The following is an 18576-nucleotide window of genomic DNA, read 5'->3' as shown; positions in this document are numbered from 1 at the left end:
TAACCTGCCGAACGTTCTATTTGCAATACTCGTTGCGGTGGTTCGCTCAATTCCGATGCTTGCAGTCCCGGTTTATTCTGGTGAGAGGGCGTGCGGCGGCCTACTGAACTGGGTGGTGACGCGCCTGTTCGAGACTGGCCTTGGCCAGCATGGCCTCCAGCGAGGCGAGAACTTCTGGCACCATGAAGAGGGAGATTTCGTTCTTCCCATCGACTTCCAAGGCGATTACGGCGCCCAGTGTCGTGTCTGCGCTGACTGTAACGTGCTTCACTTTGATCACTGCAAACTCGCGCGTCGGCTTCTGCGGCATTCTCTCACCCCCGTTCTTTGATCTGTGTTCGTCATTCGATATCAACTTACAACGTATTCACAGCCGCCTCGCCACGTGCCCCCGGCACCGTGGTCCTCGCGAGCGGCCAATGTGACGACGAGGCCGGTTAACACGCTCTCCCCGCCAGAACCCTTGATGCAGCCGATCAGTCGTTGGACGTGTTCGACGGCGTGGGCGATGTTCAGCTGATTGCGGAGCCTGTCACCTCGCGGCCGTCACCTCTGGTCCCTTCGCGTGCAATGCCTTGCGCGTCTCATAGTCGACGATCGCGGCCCTCAGAGCTTGCAATTCGAGGGCTTTCGCCGAATTGGGCTGCGCATCCTCGATCTGGCCGATGCGCAGAAGCGCATACCGGTAATCCTCATGGCAGGTGATGCAGACGCTGTGCGTTTCCGGTTTGAGTTCAGTCACCGCGGTCATCGGATCTCTCCTTCCGTGGCTGATCCCAGAAAACTAGTTTGGACGGTTGGGGTTTCAAGAGGGTGTGACGCTGTCGCGAAGCTCGCCGCGGATGCTTCCAAGGGGGCGGCTTCGTCCTGGTCTGCGGAGCAGACGCGCGCATCGAAACGGCCGCCTCCAGTGAAGCCCTTGGTGCCTCATGGGCCCAGCAGATGGGGATGTCTCTCGGGGCGCGGGATTTCTATAGGGAGGGGGCGTTTCGGCGCGGGCCGCAATCGCGGCCAAAGCACCAGGGTTTGAGGGCTATGGGACAATCCACACCTGCCACGGCCGTGTTGAAAGCGGGCGGCGTTTCCTTCGAACTCCGAACCTATGAATACGACCCCAATAGCGATCGCGTCGGTCTTCAGGCGGCCCAGTCCCTGGGTGAACCACCCGGTCGGGTCTTGAAGACATTGATTGCGCAGGTCGACAACATACCCGTTTGTCTGGTTCTCCCATCAGACTGCGAGGCAAGCATGAAGAGGGTGGCCGCGGCCGTTGGAGGCAAGAGCGCGCGTATGCTGGCGCCGAGCGATGCCGAGCGCCTGACGGGGTATAAGGTCGGCGGCGTCAGCCCATTCGGTCAGAAGCGCAAGCTGAGGACCCTTGTCGAGATCACGGCCGTCTCCGAGCCATATGTCTTCGTCAATGGAGGGTTACGTGGCCTGCAGGTCAAGCTGGCGCCGGACGACCTTGTCCGCGCAAGCAATGCGGCGACCGTCGCGATCGTTTCCTAGCGGTGATCGTCTCTGGCTCGGCTTCTGCGACGTTCCGGGCTCGAGCGATCAAGCGCTGGTCCGGGAGAAGAGGCCCGACGACACAGCGCGGTGATTGCGGCGGCTTCGTTGTGTCGAACCCGGCGTTGAACGCCGCCACTCGCAGGTCTGGCCTCGGGGTCCAATCCAGCGGCCGAACACCATTGGAGATGCCCCAGCAATCTGCTCCCCGTCTCGTTGCGCCGCTTCCCTCGGCGCCTCTGGACGTCGCTTGACAGGCTCTGTCGATCAAAACTAGGCTAACATAATTATGCTTCTTATTCTGTAATTATAGAATAAATCCATACGAGGCGACCGCCTCGCATAAGGGGAGCGTGCCGCTATGACAGACGTCGTCGACAGCAAACGAAACCTGCTCAAGGCCGGCCTTGTCGGTGGCCTTGCACTTGCGGCAGCGTCCAGTTCAGCCAGGCAGGCGGCGGCACAAGCCGCTCCCAACAGCCTGCTGCGCACCGTTCTCGACCGGGGCAAGCTCATCGTCGGCACGGGCTCGACCAATGCGCCCTGGCATTTCGAGGATGAGAAGGGACAGCTCGTCGGCATGGACATCGCCATGGGGCGGATCCTCGCCAAGGGGCTCTTCGACGACGACAAGAAGGTCGAGTTCGTCAGGCAGGATGCGGCTCAACGCATTCCCAACATCAATACCGGGAAGGTCGACATCGTCATCCAGTTCATGACGATGTCACCGGCGCGGGCGCAGCTCGTCGCGTTCTCCCGACCCTATTATGTCGAGGGCATCGCCCTGCTGACGCGCCCCGACAGCGACAAGAAGAGCTTCGACGCCCTGCTCAAGGCAGGATCGGGTGCACGGGTCTCCATCCTGCAGAACGTCGATGCCGAAGCGTCGGTGAAGAAGGTCCTGCCGCAGGCGACGGTCATGCAGCTCGACAGCCAGGCCAATGTCGTCCTTGCGCTCGATTCAAAGCGTGCCGATGCCGCCGCCGTCGATCTCTCGACCGTCTGGTGGCTCGCGAAGCGCCACCCCGATAAATATGCCGATGCCGGCAAGTCCTGGAACTCCATGCTGTACGGCGCGGCCATGCGCCAGGGCGATCCGGACTGGGTGCGCTTCGTCGACACCACCTTCGGGATCGCCATGTACGGCCACCAGAACGAGATTTTCGATGTCGCGATCAGCGATTATTTTGGTCTGACGCCGCCAGTCCGCGAGACGGGGCTGCCGAAATTCTGACGGCGGCTTTCGCGGTCGCGCTTCGCCGACCCCTGCGCTCGCCGCTGGCGCGCGGCAGGGCGGCGAAGTCGCCTGCACGGCCCGTGACGAGACGTCTCCCGGCATGACGAACTACCACTTCAACTTCGCGATCGTCTGGCGCTACGCCGCGAAGCTGTTCGACGGTCTCCTGCTCAGCATCGAACTCGCGATCGCGACGATCGCGATCGGCATGGTGATCGGGCTGGTTCTGGCGCTCGTCGAAATGGACGGGCCACGCTGGGCCAGGCCGTTCATCCGGGGCTATGTCGAGTTCATCCGCAACGTCCCGCTGCTGCTGCTCGTCTATCTCGTCTTCTACGGCGTGCCGAGCGCGATCGATCTGCAATATGACGCCACGACCTCGTTCGTGGTGACGCTGGCGATCTATTCCGGCGCCTATCTGGTCGAGGTCCTGCGCGCCGGCTTCGAAGCCGTGCCGAAAGGGCTGATCGAGGCTGGCAAGGCGATCGGTCTTACGCCAGCGGGCGTGCTCGTCCATGTCCGGCTGCCGACGGCGCTGCGCATCGCCCTGCCATCGCTCTCGAACACCTATGTCTCGCTGTTCAAGGACACCTCGATCGCCTCCGCGATCGCCGTCCCTGAACTGGCTTACGGCATGCGCTGGATCGAGACGCAGACCTTCCGGACGGTCGAGGTCTATCTGCTCGCGACGCCGATCTATCTGGTCACCAGCTACGCCATCCTGCTGCTGTTGCGGCTGGCCGAGCGGCGCTATGCCATCACGCGGTGAGCGGCCATGACGTTGTTCCTGCAGACGCTTCCGTTTCTGCTCGATGGCCTGCGCATCACGCTCCTGGTCTCGGCCGGCGTGATCGCGCTCTCGCTGTTGATCGGTGTCCCGCTCGGTTGCGTGCTCGCTTTCGGCCCGCTCTGGGCGCGGTTTCCGATCCGGATCTATGCCGATTTCGTGCGCGGCGTACCGATCCTGGTGTTGCTCTATTTCGTCTATTACGGGCTGCCGGCCATCAAGGTGAACCTGCCGAGCCTGACCGCCGCGATTGTGGCATTGACCGCCTTCAAGTCCGCCCAGGTCATTGAAATCACCCGCGGCGCCTTCCAGTCCATCCCCAGAGGGCAGACGGAAGCGGCGAAGTCCATCGGGCTCGGCCTCCTCGACCGCTTCGTCCATGTGCTTGCACCGCAGGCGATCCGACGCTTCCTGCCTCCCTTCGTCAACAGCGTCGTCGATACGGTGAAGGGCTCCTCGCTCGTCTCCCTGCTGGGGATCGTCGACCTGATGCTCGCGCTGCAGCAGGTGATTGGACGCACCCATGTAGCGTTGCCGCTCTATGTGATGGGGGCGCTGATGTATTTCGCCATCAACTATCCGCTTTCGACGCTGAGCCGGCGTCTCGAAAAGCGTTTCATCTGAGCGGAAGGACGATCATGATCGAGACGCCCGACGAGCCGGTGATCCGCATCAAGGGCCTGACCAAGTCCTTCGGCGCGCACCAGGTGCTGAAGGGCATCGATCTGGATGTCGGCAAGGGACAGGTGATCGCCGTCATCGGCCCATCCGGAAGTGGCAAGACGACCTTGCTGCGCTGCATCAACTTCCTCGAGGAATATGATGGCGGCTCGGTCCGGATCGATGGAGTGGAAGTCGGCTATCGGGATGACGGCGCCGGCCGCCGTCGGCGCAGTGACCGGGAACTCGCCAGCATCCGGGTCGATGCGGCAATGGTCTTCCAGCAGTTCAACCTGTTTCCGCATCTGACGGCGGCCCAGAACGTCATGCTCGGGCTGATGAAGTCGCGCGGCAAGAGCAAGGGCGAGGCAAGGCAGATTGCCGAGAAATGGCTCGTGCGCGTCGGCCTCTCCGAGAAGCTCGACGCGCTGCCCTCGCAATTGTCCGGTGGGCAGCAGCAGCGGGTCGGTATCGCGCGAGCGGTTGCGATCGAGCCGAAGGTCCTGCTGCTCGACGAGATAACCTCCGCGCTCGATCCCGAGCTTGTCGGCGAGGTGCTGGAGGTCGTCCAGGAACTGGCCGCGGAGGGCCGGACGATGATCCTCGTCACCCATGAAATGGCCTTCGCCAGGGAAGTCGCCGACCGCGTGGTGTTCACCGACCAGGGACTGATCGCGATCGACGCGCCGCCGAAGGCCGTCTTCGATGAACAGTCGAACGAACGATTGCGGGCTTTCCTCTCGCGCTTCGCCGCCTTTCGGCATGCTCATTGAGCGGCTGCTGGCGCCCTGACACCCATTCCGACCGAGTTCAGCGATGCCGCCTCCATCCGATCTTGCTCCTCCCTCCGATCTTGCGATGTCGCCCTATGAGAAGCTGGCACAACTTGGTCTTGAATTGCCGCAAGTGCCGACACCGATCGGCAATTTCACGACCCATGTCCGGGAAGGTACGCTGCTCTACCTGTCGGGTCAGGGGCCGACGCATGAGGACGGTCGCATCCACACGGGCAAGGTCGGCGCCGACGTCTCGGTCGAGGAGGCGTATGCTCATGCACGCCTGACGGGGCTGAACCTCATCGCGGTGCTGCACACGGCACTGGGGGACCTTCGAAAGGTCAGGCGCATCGTCAAGGTGCTCGGCATGGTCAACGCCACGCCGGACTTCACCGACCATCCCGCCGTCATCAATGGCTGCTCGGACCTCTTCGTCGCGGTCTTTGGCGATGCTGGCCGGCACGCGCGTTCAGCCGTCGGGTTCGGCTCGCTGCCGCGCCGCATCACCGTGGAGATCGAAGCGGTCGTCGCGGTCTCATGATGCTACTGCCTGAATTGCCAGCCAAGGCTTGCTTCGATGCGCTGTGCCGCGCTCCGGACTGCATCGGCGAAGCGGGAGGGCTCCTCCTGGACCTTGAATTCCGGCAGCACGATCGAGATGGTGATCACGCAATCTCCGGAATTGTTGCGCACCGGTGCCGCGACGCAGGCCACGGCATAGTCGGATTCGCCAGCCTGCACGGCGATGCCGGCGGACAGTGCTTCGTCGGATTGCTCGGCGAGCGCGACCGGGTCGACCGTTGCCCGCCCCGTTGGCGAGGCCTTGGCGCAGCGCCGGAACAGCGCCACCCGGTCCTGAAAATCGAGATGGGCGACCAGAAGCCGGCCCGAGGCGGTCCAGTTCAGGGGCACCCGGGTTCCGATCCGCGATGTGACCTTGAAGTGGCCGGGCCCCTCGGCCATCGCCTCCACCACCATCATGTCGCCGTCACGGCCGCAGATCTGGACTGTCTCACCGACCTCGCGAGAGAGCACATGCATCTCGTGGGTGGCGACCGTGATGATCTCAAGATCGCGCGCGTAGGCGAGGCCGTAGTGATAGAGTTTGGGGCCGAGCCAGACCACGCTGCCATTGCGCGAAAGCAGGTCCCTGGCGACCAGTTCCTCGACGATCGAATAGACCGTGGACAGCGGCGCTCCGACCGCGCGGGCGATATCGTATCCGGTCGCCGGCCGCGCCGTCTCCTGGAGATAGTCAAGGATCTGGACCGATCGCTCGATTCCGCTGACCCGCGTGCGCCGCGGCCCAGTGGCGGAGGGCGCGGACGCCACGCCCATCTCACTGTCCTTCATCTGCCAGCTCTCCGTCACGCGATTCCGCGGACCCCTTACCGTAACCATGCTTCCGGAGGAACGCCATGAACAAGCCCGATACCCGAAAGGCGCTCGGTCTCCGTGCGATCATCAATGTGTCGGGAACGATGACGGGGCTCGGCGCCTCGATCATCGTGCCGCAGGCCATCGAGGCGATGGCTGGGGTCATGCCGCAATTCGTCGAAGTCGACGAACTTCAGAAGGTCGCCAGCGGCGTCATCGCCAGATTGTGCGGAGCCGAGGCTGGATTCGTCACGGCTTCCTGCTCGGCCGGCATCACGCTTGCCGTGGCCGGGGCGATGACGGGCAGTGACCTCTATGCCGTCGAACGACTGCCGGACACGACGGGCCTGAAGGACGAAGTCCTGATCATGACCGGGCATATGGTGAGCTACGGCGCTCCCGTCGAACAAGGCATTGCGCTCGCTGGCGCCAGGGTAGTGCCGGTCGGGCAGGCCACGAGCGTACGGCCCTATCAACTGGCCGGAGCGATCTCGGAACGGACCGCCGCTGCGGTCTATGTCGTGTCCCATCATACGGTCAGCTATGGGCAGCTCCCGCTCGAGGAGTTCGCCGCCATTTGCCGGGCAAGGGGGGTGCCGGTCATCGTCGATGCCGCTTCGGAATACGACCTCCAGCGCTTCCTGGCCGCAGGCGCGGACATTGCGCTGTATTCGGCTCACAAGTTTCTCGGTGGCCCGACAGCCGGAATCGTCGCCGGTCGCAAGGACCTCGTGCGCGCGGCATTTCTTCAGAACGGCGGCATCGGCCGCGGCATGAAAGTCGGCAAGGAGAGCATCGTCGGCACCATCGCTGCCCTGGAAGCATGGGAGACGCGCGACCATGCCGGCATCCGGGAGCGCGAACAGGCCGCGCTTGCGCTGTGGCGCGAACGACTGGCCGAGAGGCCGGGGATCCGTGTCGAGATTGAGCCTGATCCGACCGACAACCCGCTCGACAGGATCAAGCTCTCGGTCGAACCGCAGGCCGCCCATATCACGGCCTGGGACCTCGCCGATGCGCTCGCACGCGGGGAGCCGCCAGTTATTGTGCGCGATCACGAGGTCGAGCACGGATTCTTCTATCTCGACCCCTGTAACCTTCACCCAGGCCAGGAGAATATCGTCGCCGATCGACTGGCCGCCGAGCTTGGCGCCGCCCTGCGCAGCAATGAGATCATCGCCACGCCGCTGGAGGAACGCCGAAGCCGTCGGGCAGCCTATCTCAGGCGTTGGCCGGATTGATGCCTATCCCGCGGATCGCAGGCTCTGGTGACTGTCGGTGCGTCACGCTTTTAGGTGCAGGCTCACCAGCACGGTGATTTCCGCTCCCGCCGGCAGCGAGACCGCAACACGCAGGAAGTTCCCGAAATGCGCGAGCCGCTGGAAGGTCACGGCGTTCTCGCGCGCAGGCAGATCGAAGAGCGAACCTTCCGGGGCCCAATGCAGCCCGTCGGCCGAAATCTCGATGCGGGCCTGCGGCAGCGCACCCTTCGGTGGCTTGAGGGCCCGCACGAAGATGATGGCTTCCTTGGCCCAGCCGGCCTCGTAGGGCTCGGTTGCGGCCTCGCCCGTCCAGGTTTCGTTGCGGGCGACGATGGCGGTGAGGTTCTCGGGCAGCATCAGAAATCTCCCGACAGGCAAACGGAATCGAGATAGGCGAAGGCGCGCTTGTCGGAGTCGGTTTCGGCGAAGAAGCCGAGATTGAGCATGCACCAGAGGTTCTTCATCGCCGGGATGCGGATCGACTCATAGCTGCTCATGTCCAAGCTGCGGTCGTTCACCTGGAAGCCGGTGGCGCGCATCGTCGCCAGATCGAAGTCGAAACGCAGATAGTGCCAGTTCACCTTGGTCGGAATCTCGTTGTAGCAGAGCCGCTGCTCGCCGCCCGGCAGATCCTCCCAGTCGTCCGGCGAGAGATGGTAATGCGAGATCGTCTTGCCGGCGGAGCCGATCGGCTTGATCGGCGTGGTGCGGCGCTTGAACTGCCATTTCTGGACATGCTCGCCGTCGAGCGCATTGAGAAAGCGCAGATGCGGCATCACGCGCTCGCCGCCGGCGCCATGCTGGTCGCCGACTTGGAGATCGTAGAGGAAGCCGAACGAGCGGATGTCGGTTTCGGAGAGCTGCAGTTCCGTCGCTTCCGGCTTGAAGCTGAAATAGGCCTCGAGACGAATCGGTCCGGGTTTGCGGAAGGTCAGGCGCTTGATTGCGACGTTCTGCGCGCCCTTCTTCGGCCGTGTCGCGATCTTCAGCGCATAGGAGCCGTCGACGCCGCCATGCGAACCGAAATCCCAGTTTGGCAGCGTCGAGAGCATGGCGTGCGAATGCTGGGCATAGCCCGGCAGCATGGCGTCCAGCGTGTCCTCGTAATTGCCAACGAGCTGGGTCCAGCCGCACATGCCGCGGTCGAAATCGTCGAGGCAGATGATGCGAGGCAAGGGATCGAAGCGACTGAGTTGCGGATCCGCCTCGCGGATCGCACGGCGCATGTCATCGAGTTGGGAGCTGGTCGCGGTCATTGGGCTTACCCCTTCACCGCGCCGGCGGTCAGGCCCGCGACGAGGTGCTTCTGCATGAGGATGACGAAGGCGAGCACCGGCAGCAGCTGGACGGCGGAGGCGGCGAAGAGCACGCCCCATTCGACGCCCTCGACCGCGCCGATCATCTCGGCGACGACCAGCGGCGCGGTCTTGGCCTTGGTCGTGGTGAAGATGAAGGCGAAGAGGAATTCGTTCCAAGCGTAGACGATGACGAAGACCGCGACCGCCAGCATGCCTTGCGCGGCCAGCGGGAAGATGACGCGCCTGATGATCTGGAACTGCGAGGCCCCGTCGATCATCGCCGCCTCGTCGAGTTCACGCGGGATCTGGTCGATGAACGTGCGCATCACGATGGTGCCGAGCGAGACGAAGAAGGTGGCGTAGAGCACGATCAGGATGAGATGCGTGTCGTTGAGCCCGAGCCAGTTGACCACCGGAAAGAGCGGCAGCGTGATCACGATCGGCGGGATCAGGCGGATGAAGATCAGGAAGAAGGCGCTGGCCTGCAGGCCCCGGCTGGCGTGACGGGAATAGGCGAAGCCGGCGAGCAGTGAAACCGTGACGGCAAGCACGGTCGCTCCGGACGTAACCAGGAAACTGTTCCAGAGCCCGTGGAAGAAGTCGCCCCAGCGGCTCCAGAGCAGCTCGTAATTGGCGAGCGTCGGCGTGAAGCTGAACCGCGAGGTTAACGAGAAGATGTCCCGGTCCGACTTGAAGGACGACATCACGATCAGCGCGATCGGCAGGATCGACCAGGCGGCGATCGCGAGGACGCCAAAGCCCTTCAGGACCGCAAGGGGGAATGAGCGCTTAGGCATGTTTTCTGAACATCTCCCGGTAGAGAGAGCGCAGGTAGAACAGCGCAAGCAGGAGCGAGGCGAGCACCAGCAACCAGCCGGTCGCGGCCGCAGCACCGAAGGAGTTGTACCGGAACGCCTCGAGATAGAGATAGACGGCCATCACCTCGGTGGTGCGTGCGGGACCTCCGCCGGTCATCAGCCAGACCTCGGAGAACAGCCGGAAGGCGAAGATGTAGCGGAACAGGGCGGCGATCAGCAGCGCCGGCATCAGGAGCGGCAAGGTGATGCGGCGGAATGCGGTCCAACCCGTTGCACCATCGATGGCGCCGGCCTCGTAGAGCTCGTCCGGGACGGAGAGTCTTGCGGCGTAGATGATGATGAAGCTGAATGGCAGGTGCAGCCAGATCGAGAGCAACGAGACCATGAAAAGGCCATGCGACGGCTTCACCGCCCATTCGATCGGTGGCAAGCCGAACCAGGCGAGCGCCTGGCTCATCATCCCGACATCGGGCTCGAACAGATAGCGCCACATCACCACCGCCGAGACCTCGCTGACCGCGTAGGGCGCAAGCACGATGGCGAGCAGGAGCGCCCGGAAGGGCACCCCCGAGGCGAAGAACAGCGCCATGAGCAGGCCGAGCAGCAGCTCGACATGCACGACGACGGCGACGACGATGACCGTGTTGATCAACGCCCGCCAGAAATACGGGTCGCCGAGCACCTTGGCGTAGTTGGCGAGGCCGACGAAGCTGGCTGCCTGACCGAAGGAGGATTGGTTCAGGCTGAGCCAGAACACATAGATCGCCGGCAGGAAGATGATACCGCCAACCATCAGCTGGACCGGGCTGACGAGGGCGAGGGCAGAGAGGGGCGTGCGACTGGCCATGATGCTCAGGCGATACGGTGGCGCGCGAGCATCTCGCGGTCGATTTCGATGCCGAGGCCGGGACCTTGCGGCACGTCGAGCATACCGTCGACGAGCTGATGCCCTTCGCCAACGACCGGTGTGGTGAAGCTGTCGCGCAGCGGATTGGCGTAGACCATGCACTCGAAGGTCCGCAGGCTTTCGGCCGCGGCGGCAAGCTGCAGGCTGGCGGCAACGCAGATTGCGCCGGACCAGCCGACATGGGGGGCATAGGCCGTGTTGAAACTCGCGGCGAGTTCAGCGATGCGCCAGGTCTCGGTGATGCCGCCCGAGCGTGTGACGTCCGGCTGGATCAGGCCGAGCGAGCGGTCCTGCAGCATCATGAGGGCCTCGCTGGCGACATAGTCGCTCTCGCCCGCCGCGAGCCGGATCGGCAGGTGTTGGGCGAGGCGCGCATAGCCTGCGCGGTCATGCGGCGCGATCGGCTCCTCGAAGAAGCCGTAGCCGAGATCGGCCAGCGCCCGCCCGACGATCATGGCGTCGTCGACGTCATAGGCCCAGTTGGCGTCGACATAGAGGGCGATATCGTCCCCGGCGAGCTTGCGGATGAATTTGGCGCGCGCGATCGCGTCCTTCAGGGGATGGCCGAGCTTGACCTTGATCTCGCGGAACCCGGCCGTCACCGCCGCTGCGACCTCTGCTTCCACCGTCGCATCGTCGAGCCAGTTGATTGATGAGGCATAGGCCGGCACGCGGAGCCGCCCCATGCCGCCGAGCAGCTTGTGGATCGGTTCGCCGGCGGCTTTGCCGGCAATATCCCAGAGAGCGATGTCGATCGCGGATATGGCTTCGACCAGTTGCCCACCGGGCCGCCCGGAGAGGGCATGGCGCATCGACTTCCACAGGGCCCGCCGGTCTGCGGGATCCTTGCCGATCAGCCGCGGGCTCAGCGCATCGTCGATCAGGCGCGCATAGCCGGCGGCTCCGCGGCGCGCGAGCGCCTCGCCGTAGCCGGTGATGCCGTCGCTGGTCGTGACCTCGACGACAACGAGCTCGATCGCGGGATAGTCACCTTGCGAGGTGCGTTGCGTCTTCTCGAGTGTCGCCCGCAGGGGATGGGACTCGATCCTGGCGATGCTGCGGCCGGTCATCTGGTATCGGTCCCTGGTTTGCGGGAAGGCTGATCAACCTAACTGATAGGTTGATCAGTTGCAAACCTGCTCTGTATCTGTCAATCATGAAAGTGGAGGATGCGAATGACCGAAGCCGCGACACTGCCCGAGATCGACAGCGACCCGTTCGCCGCCTCCGATGTCGTGCCGACGCGGCTGGGCGATGCGTTGATCGCGCGCATCACCCAGGCAATCCATGATGGCAGGCTGAAGCCCGGCGACGCGCTTCCATCCGAGGCGCGCCTTGCCGCATCCTTCGGAGTCAGCAAACCGATCGCGCGCGAGGCGATCCGCCAGCTCGCAGCCATGGGCGTCGTCAACATCCAGCAGGGCAAGGTCACGCGCGTCCAGGCGCTCGATGCCGCTCCGCTCGATCGCTTCTTTCGCTTCGCCGTGAGAGGCAGCAAGACCGGGCTCACCGAGGCTGTCGAACTGCGCCGCATCCTAGAGCCGCCGATCGCGCGTTATAGCGCCGAGCGTCGCTCGCCCGCCGATATCGAGCGCCTGACTGGCATCCTCGTGCGCATGGAGGCGTCGCTCGGCGACGTGCCGCGCTGGATCGAGGCAGATCTCGATTTTCACGAGGCGATTGCCGCCTCCGCCGGCAACCGGCTGCTTGATCTCCAGATCCAGGGCCTTCGTCCGGTGATCCGTGAAGTGATGGAGATCTTCAATTCGCGCAGCGCCCGCACGCAGGCCGATTGGCGCAAGACCTATGAGCGCCATGTCCGCGTTGTCGAAGCGATCCGCGCCGGCGACGCCGAGGCGGCGGAAATGGCCATGAACAAGCATTTCGAAGCGGCTGAAGCCGCCATCGCGGAACTCGCGACACTCGGGGAGGATAATCATGACGGCAGGAACAGGGTTGGACCGTAGGCAGCTCCTGGGCGGCTTCATCGGCCTGAGCTTTGCCGGCGCCGCTCCGGCCTTCGCGCAGCAGGGCGGCCCTTTCAACGTCTTTGCGCACCGGGTGATGCAGACCGTCGCGACCGGTGCACAAGGCGGCGACATCACGAAGGATTGGGCGCAGAAGAATGGTGCCACGATCCAGTGGACGACCTTTGATACCGGACCGTTGCAGGAGCGGCTGTTTCGCGAGGCAAGCCTCTCCGAAAGCACCGTCGATGTCGGCTTCGTGCTGAACACGCAGGTGATCCCACGCGCCGCCAACCTGTTCGAGCCGCTCGACGGTTACCTGAGCCGCGATCCCCTGGAGGACCCGGCTGACATCTTCCCCGGGCTGATGGAAGGCATGAAGGTCGGCGGCAAGCAGCTCGCGGTTCCGTTCCGCCATGCCTCGTCGGGGCTGCATTACAACGAGGAATTGCTGGCCGAGAGGGGCTTTTCGAAGCCGCCGGCCTCGATCGAGGAACTGGTCGAGATCGCCAGGGCCTGCACCTATCGCCGCAGCGACGGCACCGCGGTGGTGGGCCTGTGCATGCCCGGCGTCACCTACCCGAACGTGATCGATATCGCTCGCGCCTGGGACGGCGACTTCATCACGTCTGACTTCAAATGCGTCGCCGACCAGCCGCCGATGCTGAACGCCATCAAGCTCCTGCGCGCCCTGTTCGAGGCCGGTGCCTTCCCGCGCAATTTCGCGACGCTCTCGCCCGAGGACGTCAATGTCTGGATGCAGACCGGGCGTGCCGCGATGAGCCTGCAGAGCATGGGCCGCAATCGCATCTACAACGACCCGCAGAAGTCGAAATTTCCCGGCAAGATCAGAACGGTCGCCGTCCCCGCCTCGAAGACGCTGGCCGGAAAATATGACGCTGCGCCAGCCAAGGTCGAGTTCTGGGGCATGGTCATCCCGAAGAACGCGAAGCGCAAGGATCTCGCCTGGAACTTCATCAAGGCGATGACCGCGAAGGATGCGACCCTGAAGGCTGCCCTCAACGGCAATGGCCCGGTGCGCGCCTCGACCTATGCCGATGCCGGCTTCGCCAACACCGTTCCCTATGCGGCGGAAGAGCTGAAGGTGCTCAAGGTCGCCCGTGTGCCGCTGCCAGCCTTCGACGAGGCGGCCCGTGCCGGCGACCTGTTCAAGGAAGAGGCCGAAGCCGCCGTGCTCGGCATGAAGACCCCGGAGGAGGCCATGTCCTCGCTCGTCAAGCGCGTGCAGCCCCTGCTGCCGGCCTGAACCATCTCTGACAATCGCGCGGCACAGCGCGGAGCACCATCGGGAGGAACACTATGGACAATCGCACTCTTTCGCGCCGCCGCTTCGGACTGCTCGCCAGCGGAGCGGCAGCGTCGCTGGCCTTGCCGACAGGCGCCATGGCTCAGGCCCGGACGGTGACCGCACTCGGGCACCGTGTCCATCAGACCTCGGCCACGACGGGCCCGGGCGGCGATGCGACCGAAGCCTGGCGCAAGCAGGCAGGCGCGGCGGTCAACTGGGTCACCTTCGGCGACGTCAACGCCATCCATGAGCGCCTCTTGCGCGAGGTGACGCTGACCGAGACCTCGATCGATCTCGCCTACCTGCTCAATGGCCGCGCCGTGCCGCGCAATCTCAAGCTGTTCGAGCCGCTGGATGCCTTGCTGAAGGATGCGCCAGTCGAGGATTTCGCCGATTTCGCGCCGGGACTGGTCGAGCCGTTGAAAGTCGACGGCGCCCTGCACGGTATACCGGTTCGCCACGCCACCAATGCGCTGATCTATAACGAGGCGCTGCTGGAAGAACGCGGCATCACCAAACTGCCGGCCACCTTCGAGGAACTGATCGAGGTGGCGCGCAAGCTGACCTTCAAGCGCGAGGACGGCACGCAGGTCAACGGCCTTGCCTTCACAGCGGTCTTCGCCTCCAATTTCCTGACCCTCGCCCGCTGTCTTGGTGGCGACTACATGACCAGCGACGGCAAGCTCGTGGCGGCAGAGGCGCCAATGGTGAAGGCCCTGACGGTGCTTGCCGATCTCTACAAGGCGGGCGTGCTGCCGCGCAATTTCGCGACCGTCAACAACGAGGAGATCACCACCTGGATGCAGCAGGGCAGGGCGGCGATGACGATCAACCCCTTCGCCCGGCTGGTGACCTATAACGATCCGGCCAAGGGCAAGTATGGCGGGCGCTTCAAGTCGCTACTGCCGCCGATGGCCTCCGACCTTGTCGGCAAGGTCGCGTTTGCGCCGACAGTCGAGTTCTGGTCGCTGGTGATCCCGAAGAACAGCAGGCAGAAGCCGCTGTCCTGGGATCTCATCCGGGCTCTCTCGTCGAAGGCCGGCACCAAGGCGATGGCCCTGAATGGCAACGGTCCTGTCCGGATCTCGACCTATGCCGATCCGGCGCTGATTGCCGCGATGCCCTATGCGGCCGACGAGGCGGCAGCGCTCAAAGCCTCCCGCATTCATCTGCCGGCCTTCGACGAGCAGGCGCGCGCCCATGACATCTTCATCGAGGAGACGCAGGCCGCAGTGCTCGGCATCAAGCCACCGCAACAGGCAATGGACGACGCGGTGAAGCGCGTTCGCCCGCTGCTCGGCTAGGCGGATGGCAGGGCTTCATGGGCGCGTCGCTCTGGTCACCGGCGCGGCGCGGGGGATTGGCCTGGCCGTGGCGTCGGAACTGGCCCGGGCCGGTGCGCATGCCGTGCTGCATGATCGCGATGCGGCCGCAAACGCGGAGGCGCTCTCGCGGCTGCATGCGGCCGGGCTGAAGGCGAGCGGCCTGATCGCGGATCTTGCAGACCCGGCGATGCCCGGCCGAATGCGTGATGACCTGAACGCTCGGGGCCTCGTTCCCGACATCCTGGTGCTGTGTGCTTCGGCCGAGATCAGGGAGCGGTGGGACATCGTCAGTGATCGTGCCCTGGTGGTGCAGAGCGAAGTCAATCTCCACGCCACGGTCCGCCTGATCCAGGCCTTCCTGCCCGGCATGATCGCGGGAGGCTTTGGCCGGGTGATCGCGATCGGCAGCGTTCAGGAGGCCAGGCCCAATGCCGATTGCCTCTACTATGCCGCCACCAAGGCGGCCCAGACGAGCATGATCCTGAATCTCGCGCGCACCGTCCGGGCGCCGGATGTCACCTTCAACGTGATCAAGCCGGGCGCGATCCTGACCGATCGCAACCGCGCCGTGCTGGCCGACCCGGTCTATGAGGCGGCGGTCCTGGAGCGCGTCCCGCTTGGGCGGATTGGCGCACCACGCGACTGCGCCGGAGTGGCGCTGCTGCTGTGCCGCGGCGAGGGGGCCTATATCAACGGCGCCGAGATCGCGGTCGATGGCGGATTGCGACTGTAGCCTGCGCGGCCCGCGGCTCTCGCGTAGCATGCGGGGCTCATGATGCTGTGATCCGGGGGCTTCCCGTCACCGCAGCACAACGACCTTGGTACCAGTCCTGACGCGATCGTAGAGGTCGACAACGTCGCGATTGGTCATCCGGATGCAACCCGACGACACGGCTGCCCCGATCGTGTTGGGCTCATTGGAGCCATGGATGCGATACAGGCTTGATCCGAGATAGAGCGCGCGTGCGCCCAGGGGATTGTCGATGCCGCCCGGCATGTAGCGCGGCAGATCGGGCCGGCGTTTCAGCATCTGCGCGGGAGGCCGCCAATCCGGCCACTCGCGCTTTCTCGTGACGATCTTGGTCCCCGACCAGCTAAAGCCCTGCCGCCCGACGCCGACGCCATAGCGGATCGCCTGCCCATTCCCGAGCACGTAGAAAAGCCGCCGCTGGCTCGTTGAAATGACGATCGTGCCGGGCGCGTATTGCCCGCGCCAAGGCACGATCTGGCGCGGGATCGCCTGTTCGCTGAAGATGTTGAGGAAGTCGGCAAGCCCGCGGCTGACCGCATTGTCGTAGGCGTAGGCGGGCGCCGAGAGCGCCAGCGCCGCAACGAAGAGAATGATAGCGCGCAGCATGACCCGCCCTGCAACGCCCCCAGCTGGCGATTCAAGGGAGAAATGGAGGGGGCGTCAAGACAGAATGCGCCGGCGCAGACTGGGACGGAGCCGGAGTTCAGCGCCGCACATATCTTGGAGGCGTCAAGCTGCGCGCGAACCAGTCGATGAAGCCGATGATGTCGAAGACCGGTCGTCCGGTCGCCTCCGCAATTGCTGCTGCATGAGGCGGCAGATTGGTACATTCGCAGAGGATGGCCCCGACATTGGGATGCCTGGCTACGAGCGCCAGCGCCGCGTCGACGACCTCCCGCTCGAGCGTAGCGAAATCCGAAATCCCGCCCTGGCCGCCATAGACGCGGCGAAACAGGCTCTCCGGCGCCAGACCCTCGATCGGGGTGTCCGCCCTGACGCCGACCGCATCGAGGTGCCTTCGTGTCAGCGCTTCCGCTGCGAAGGTGAGAATGCCGACCTGTTGGCCGGCGGGAAGCATCGCCTCGATCACCGGTGCCTGGAGCAGGCTGCTGGTCGCCACCGGCACTGGCAGCGCCGCGGTCATCTCCTTCTGCAGGAGCGCCAGGAAGCCGCAGCTCGTCGTGATGCCGCGCACGCCGGTCGCGACGAGATCGAGCGCTGCAGCGATGAAGGGCTCGAGCAGTCCCGCGGCTTGCCCATGGACCACCGCAGCGGGATTCGCGCCGCGCACAACCCGGAACTGGACCGGGAACGACCATGTCGTTCCGTTCCCGATATCCCCGGGCAGACGCTGGAATTGCGTGTCGAGCATGAGCACACCGATCCCGAGATCGGCGACCACGCCGTTTGTCCGCGCGGGAGTGGGATTGCTGTTCACGATGCCGTTTCCATGCTCGAGTGCTCGGCCGAGGCGGTCGTGATCCCGTCGAAGAACCACGACAGGAAGCGATTGGCGCGCAATGCGTCAATCGGGATATCCTCCTGAGCGATCAGTCCGCAGCCGCTTAGCCGTCCCTCCCGAATGAGGTCCAGGACGGCGGCGACATGGGATGCCGCAGTCCGCCGCATCGCGCTCAACGAAACGGTGCCGACAGTCGCGGGAACGACGTGACGCGCGAACCGGTGTTCGATCCGCCGCCCGTTCCGCAGGCCGACGGCCGTGATGAAGACCAGGAGCCGGTCGTCGTCGATCTCGGGGAGCGCGTTCAGAAAGAGGTTCCGCAGCTGATCCACCCGGTGCCGCAGTTTCAGATCGTCCAGCAGGAACTTCATGTAGTCGAGATGGCCGGGATAGCGGATCGTCCGGGAGACCAGGCTGTCGACACGCCCCTCCAGGCATGTGCACAGGCTCAGGGGGATATTTCCGGAAACGAAGACCTCGTAGAGGCTGTCGTCGAGACGGAGCTGCTCCTGCTCGGACAGGGGAGGCAGGCGCGTTACCTTGCGGTTGATCAACGCGGTCGAGGGCTGCAGATATTCGCGCAGCAGGGCATCGACATCCCAGGTGAGGCCGTAGCCGAACCGATTGGTCGAATGCCGTGGCAAGGTGCCGATCCGGACATTCACCTCGCTGCCTTGCATCACACCCCTGGACAAGAGGTCCAGCACCAGCGGCGAGATCAATCCTGGCGATACACCGCATTGCGGAACGAAGCAGCTGGAGGCCGACCCGGCCTCGCGTCGAACGGCCTCGAGGCCGGGCGTATCATCGCTCAGATCAAGGTAATGCACGCCGCTGCGCCGGGCGGCCGCGGCTATGGGAGGTGTCGCGGATGATGGCAGCGCGGCCACCACCGCGTCGGACCGGGCCAGCAGGCTGTCCAGCTTGGATGGGTTGGCGGGATCGATGTCCACCAGGCGCAGATTGAGATTGCGAGCGCTTACCCGAGCCGGCTCCGTCGGATCCACGATCACGACGTCGAACTCCGGGGCCTCGCGAAGCAGGACCGCCAGCGCCGAGCCAATTCTGCCGCCGCCAACGATCACGACGGAAAACGGGCGGTGTTCCTCCCCAAGCCTGTTCATCGGTTCA

General features: G+C 64.5%; 22 protein-coding genes. 11 read left to right on the top strand and 11 right to left on the bottom strand.

Annotated elements, in window-relative coordinates; translation table 11 throughout:
- Window positions 1-100 precede the first annotated feature (100 nt).
- Both AC1DGP_RS14160 and AC1DGP_RS14155 read right to left on the bottom strand, forming a co-directional pair.
- Entirely contained in the window at window positions 101-310 is a 210-nt protein-coding gene (locus tag AC1DGP_RS14160) for a hypothetical protein (protein WP_113516134.1), read from the bottom strand.
- A gap of 222 nt (window positions 311-532) precedes the next feature.
- A complete protein-coding gene (locus tag AC1DGP_RS14155) occupies window positions 533-751 on the bottom strand; it encodes a hypothetical protein (protein WP_441492144.1) in 219 nt (72 codons plus the stop codon).
- 284 nt (window positions 752-1035) lie between these two features.
- On the opposite strand from AC1DGP_RS14155, the gene ybaK reads away from it, so the two are divergent.
- From ybaK to AC1DGP_RS14125, 6 genes are all read left to right on the top strand, one after another.
- On the top strand, window positions 1036-1509 hold the full coding sequence (gene ybaK, locus AC1DGP_RS14150; RefSeq protein WP_441504203.1) for a Cys-tRNA(Pro) deacylase: 474 nt from the start codon (window positions 1036-1038) through the stop codon (window positions 1507-1509).
- Window positions 1510-1870: 361 nt separating this feature from the next.
- Window positions 1871-2743 carry a transporter substrate-binding domain-containing protein gene (locus AC1DGP_RS14145; RefSeq protein ID WP_441492142.1) on the top strand — a complete coding sequence of 291 codons (873 nt, stop codon included), beginning with the start codon at window positions 1871-1873 and terminating at the stop codon, window positions 2741-2743.
- Window positions 2744-2846: 103 nt separating this feature from the next.
- The gene (locus tag AC1DGP_RS14140; protein ID WP_441492141.1) at window positions 2847-3515 is read left to right on the top strand and encodes an amino acid ABC transporter permease; all 669 of its coding nucleotides are present in this window, start codon (window positions 2847-2849) and stop codon (window positions 3513-3515) included.
- A gap of 6 nt (window positions 3516-3521) precedes the next feature.
- Window positions 3522-4157 carry an amino acid ABC transporter permease gene (locus tag AC1DGP_RS14135; RefSeq protein ID WP_441492140.1) on the top strand — a complete coding sequence of 212 codons (636 nt, stop codon included), beginning with the start codon at window positions 3522-3524 and terminating at the stop codon, window positions 4155-4157.
- Window positions 4158-4171: 14 nt separating this feature from the next.
- Window positions 4172-4966, top strand: a complete 795-nt coding sequence (locus tag AC1DGP_RS14130; protein WP_441492139.1) for an amino acid ABC transporter ATP-binding protein — start codon at window positions 4172-4174, stop codon at window positions 4964-4966.
- 43 nt (window positions 4967-5009) lie between these two features.
- Complete coding sequence (locus AC1DGP_RS14125; RefSeq protein ID WP_441504204.1) at window positions 5010-5510, top strand: RidA family protein; 501 nt, start codon at window positions 5010-5012, stop codon at window positions 5508-5510.
- A 2-nt stretch (window positions 5511-5512) separates the two neighbouring features.
- Here the strand turns inward: AC1DGP_RS14125 and AC1DGP_RS14120 are convergent, their stop codons facing one another.
- Window positions 5513-6322 (bottom strand): IclR family transcriptional regulator, encoded by an 810-nt coding sequence (locus AC1DGP_RS14120; protein ID WP_441504205.1) that lies wholly within the window; start codon window positions 6320-6322, stop codon window positions 5513-5515.
- A gap of 65 nt (window positions 6323-6387) precedes the next feature.
- Here AC1DGP_RS14120 and AC1DGP_RS14115 point away from each other — a divergent pair, with 65 nt between their 5' ends.
- Window positions 6388-7587, top strand: coding sequence for an aminotransferase class V-fold PLP-dependent enzyme (locus AC1DGP_RS14115; protein WP_441492136.1), 1200 nt, complete (start codon window positions 6388-6390; stop codon window positions 7585-7587).
- A gap of 42 nt (window positions 7588-7629) precedes the next feature.
- On the opposite strand, the gene AC1DGP_RS14110 is transcribed toward AC1DGP_RS14115, so the two are convergent.
- From AC1DGP_RS14110 to AC1DGP_RS14090, 5 genes are read right to left on the bottom strand one after another with little or no spacing between them, the layout of a single operon-like run.
- Complete coding sequence (locus AC1DGP_RS14110; protein ID WP_441504206.1) at window positions 7630-7965, bottom strand: hypothetical protein; 336 nt, start codon at window positions 7963-7965, stop codon at window positions 7630-7632.
- Window positions 7965-8834 (bottom strand): DUF6772 family protein, encoded by an 870-nt coding sequence (locus AC1DGP_RS14105; protein WP_476832232.1) that lies wholly within the window; start codon window positions 8832-8834, stop codon window positions 7965-7967. Before AC1DGP_RS14105 ends, AC1DGP_RS14110 begins: the two co-directional genes overlap by 1 nt.
- A 35-nt stretch (window positions 8835-8869) precedes the next feature.
- Window positions 8870-9703 (bottom strand): carbohydrate ABC transporter permease, encoded by an 834-nt coding sequence (locus AC1DGP_RS14100; protein WP_441504207.1) that lies wholly within the window; start codon window positions 9701-9703, stop codon window positions 8870-8872.
- Entirely contained in the window at window positions 9696-10571 is an 876-nt protein-coding gene (locus AC1DGP_RS14095; protein WP_441504208.1) for a carbohydrate ABC transporter permease, read from the bottom strand. Before AC1DGP_RS14095 ends, AC1DGP_RS14100 begins: the two co-directional genes overlap by 8 nt.
- Before the next feature lie 5 nt (window positions 10572-10576).
- Window positions 10577-11701: a mandelate racemase/muconate lactonizing enzyme family protein gene (locus tag AC1DGP_RS14090; RefSeq protein WP_441504209.1), complete on the bottom strand. Its 1125-nt coding sequence runs from the start codon at window positions 11699-11701 to the stop codon at window positions 10577-10579.
- 105 nt (window positions 11702-11806) lie between these two features.
- Here AC1DGP_RS14090 and AC1DGP_RS14085 point away from each other — a divergent pair, with 105 nt between their 5' ends.
- From AC1DGP_RS14085 to AC1DGP_RS14070, 4 genes are read left to right on the top strand one after another with little or no spacing between them, the layout of a single operon-like run.
- Window positions 11807-12598, top strand: coding sequence for a FadR/GntR family transcriptional regulator (locus tag AC1DGP_RS14085; RefSeq protein ID WP_441504210.1), 792 nt, complete (start codon window positions 11807-11809; stop codon window positions 12596-12598).
- Window positions 12570-13865: an ABC transporter substrate-binding protein gene (locus AC1DGP_RS14080; RefSeq protein WP_441504211.1), complete on the top strand. Its 1296-nt coding sequence runs from the start codon at window positions 12570-12572 to the stop codon at window positions 13863-13865. The genes AC1DGP_RS14085 and AC1DGP_RS14080 overlap by 29 nt, the downstream gene beginning before the upstream one ends.
- A gap of 53 nt (window positions 13866-13918) precedes the next feature.
- Window positions 13919-15211, top strand: a complete 1293-nt coding sequence (locus AC1DGP_RS14075) for an ABC transporter substrate-binding protein (RefSeq protein WP_441504212.1) — start codon at window positions 13919-13921, stop codon at window positions 15209-15211.
- 4 nt (window positions 15212-15215) lie between these two features.
- Window positions 15216-15965, top strand: a complete 750-nt coding sequence (locus tag AC1DGP_RS14070; protein WP_441504213.1) for an SDR family NAD(P)-dependent oxidoreductase — start codon at window positions 15216-15218, stop codon at window positions 15963-15965.
- Between the two features lie 66 nt (window positions 15966-16031).
- On the opposite strand, the gene AC1DGP_RS14065 is transcribed toward AC1DGP_RS14070, so the two are convergent.
- From AC1DGP_RS14065 to AC1DGP_RS14055, 3 genes are all read right to left on the bottom strand, one after another.
- A complete protein-coding gene (locus tag AC1DGP_RS14065) occupies window positions 16032-16589 on the bottom strand; it encodes a L,D-transpeptidase (protein ID WP_441504214.1) in 558 nt (185 codons plus the stop codon).
- Window positions 16590-16686: 97 nt separating this feature from the next.
- On the bottom strand, window positions 16687-17421 hold the full coding sequence (locus tag AC1DGP_RS14060; RefSeq protein ID WP_441504215.1) for an aspartate/glutamate racemase family protein: 735 nt from the start codon (window positions 17419-17421) through the stop codon (window positions 16687-16689).
- Window positions 17418-18569: a saccharopine dehydrogenase family protein gene (locus tag AC1DGP_RS14055; protein WP_441504216.1), complete on the bottom strand. Its 1152-nt coding sequence runs from the start codon at window positions 18567-18569 to the stop codon at window positions 17418-17420. The genes AC1DGP_RS14060 and AC1DGP_RS14055 overlap by 4 nt, the downstream gene beginning before the upstream one ends.
- Between the last annotated feature and the right edge of the window lie 7 nt (window positions 18570-18576).

The organism is Allobosea sp. 05T433 (assembly GCF_056396065.1).
Note: the sequence above shows the minus strand (reverse complement) of the source record. Positions and strands in the feature narration are given on the sequence as shown.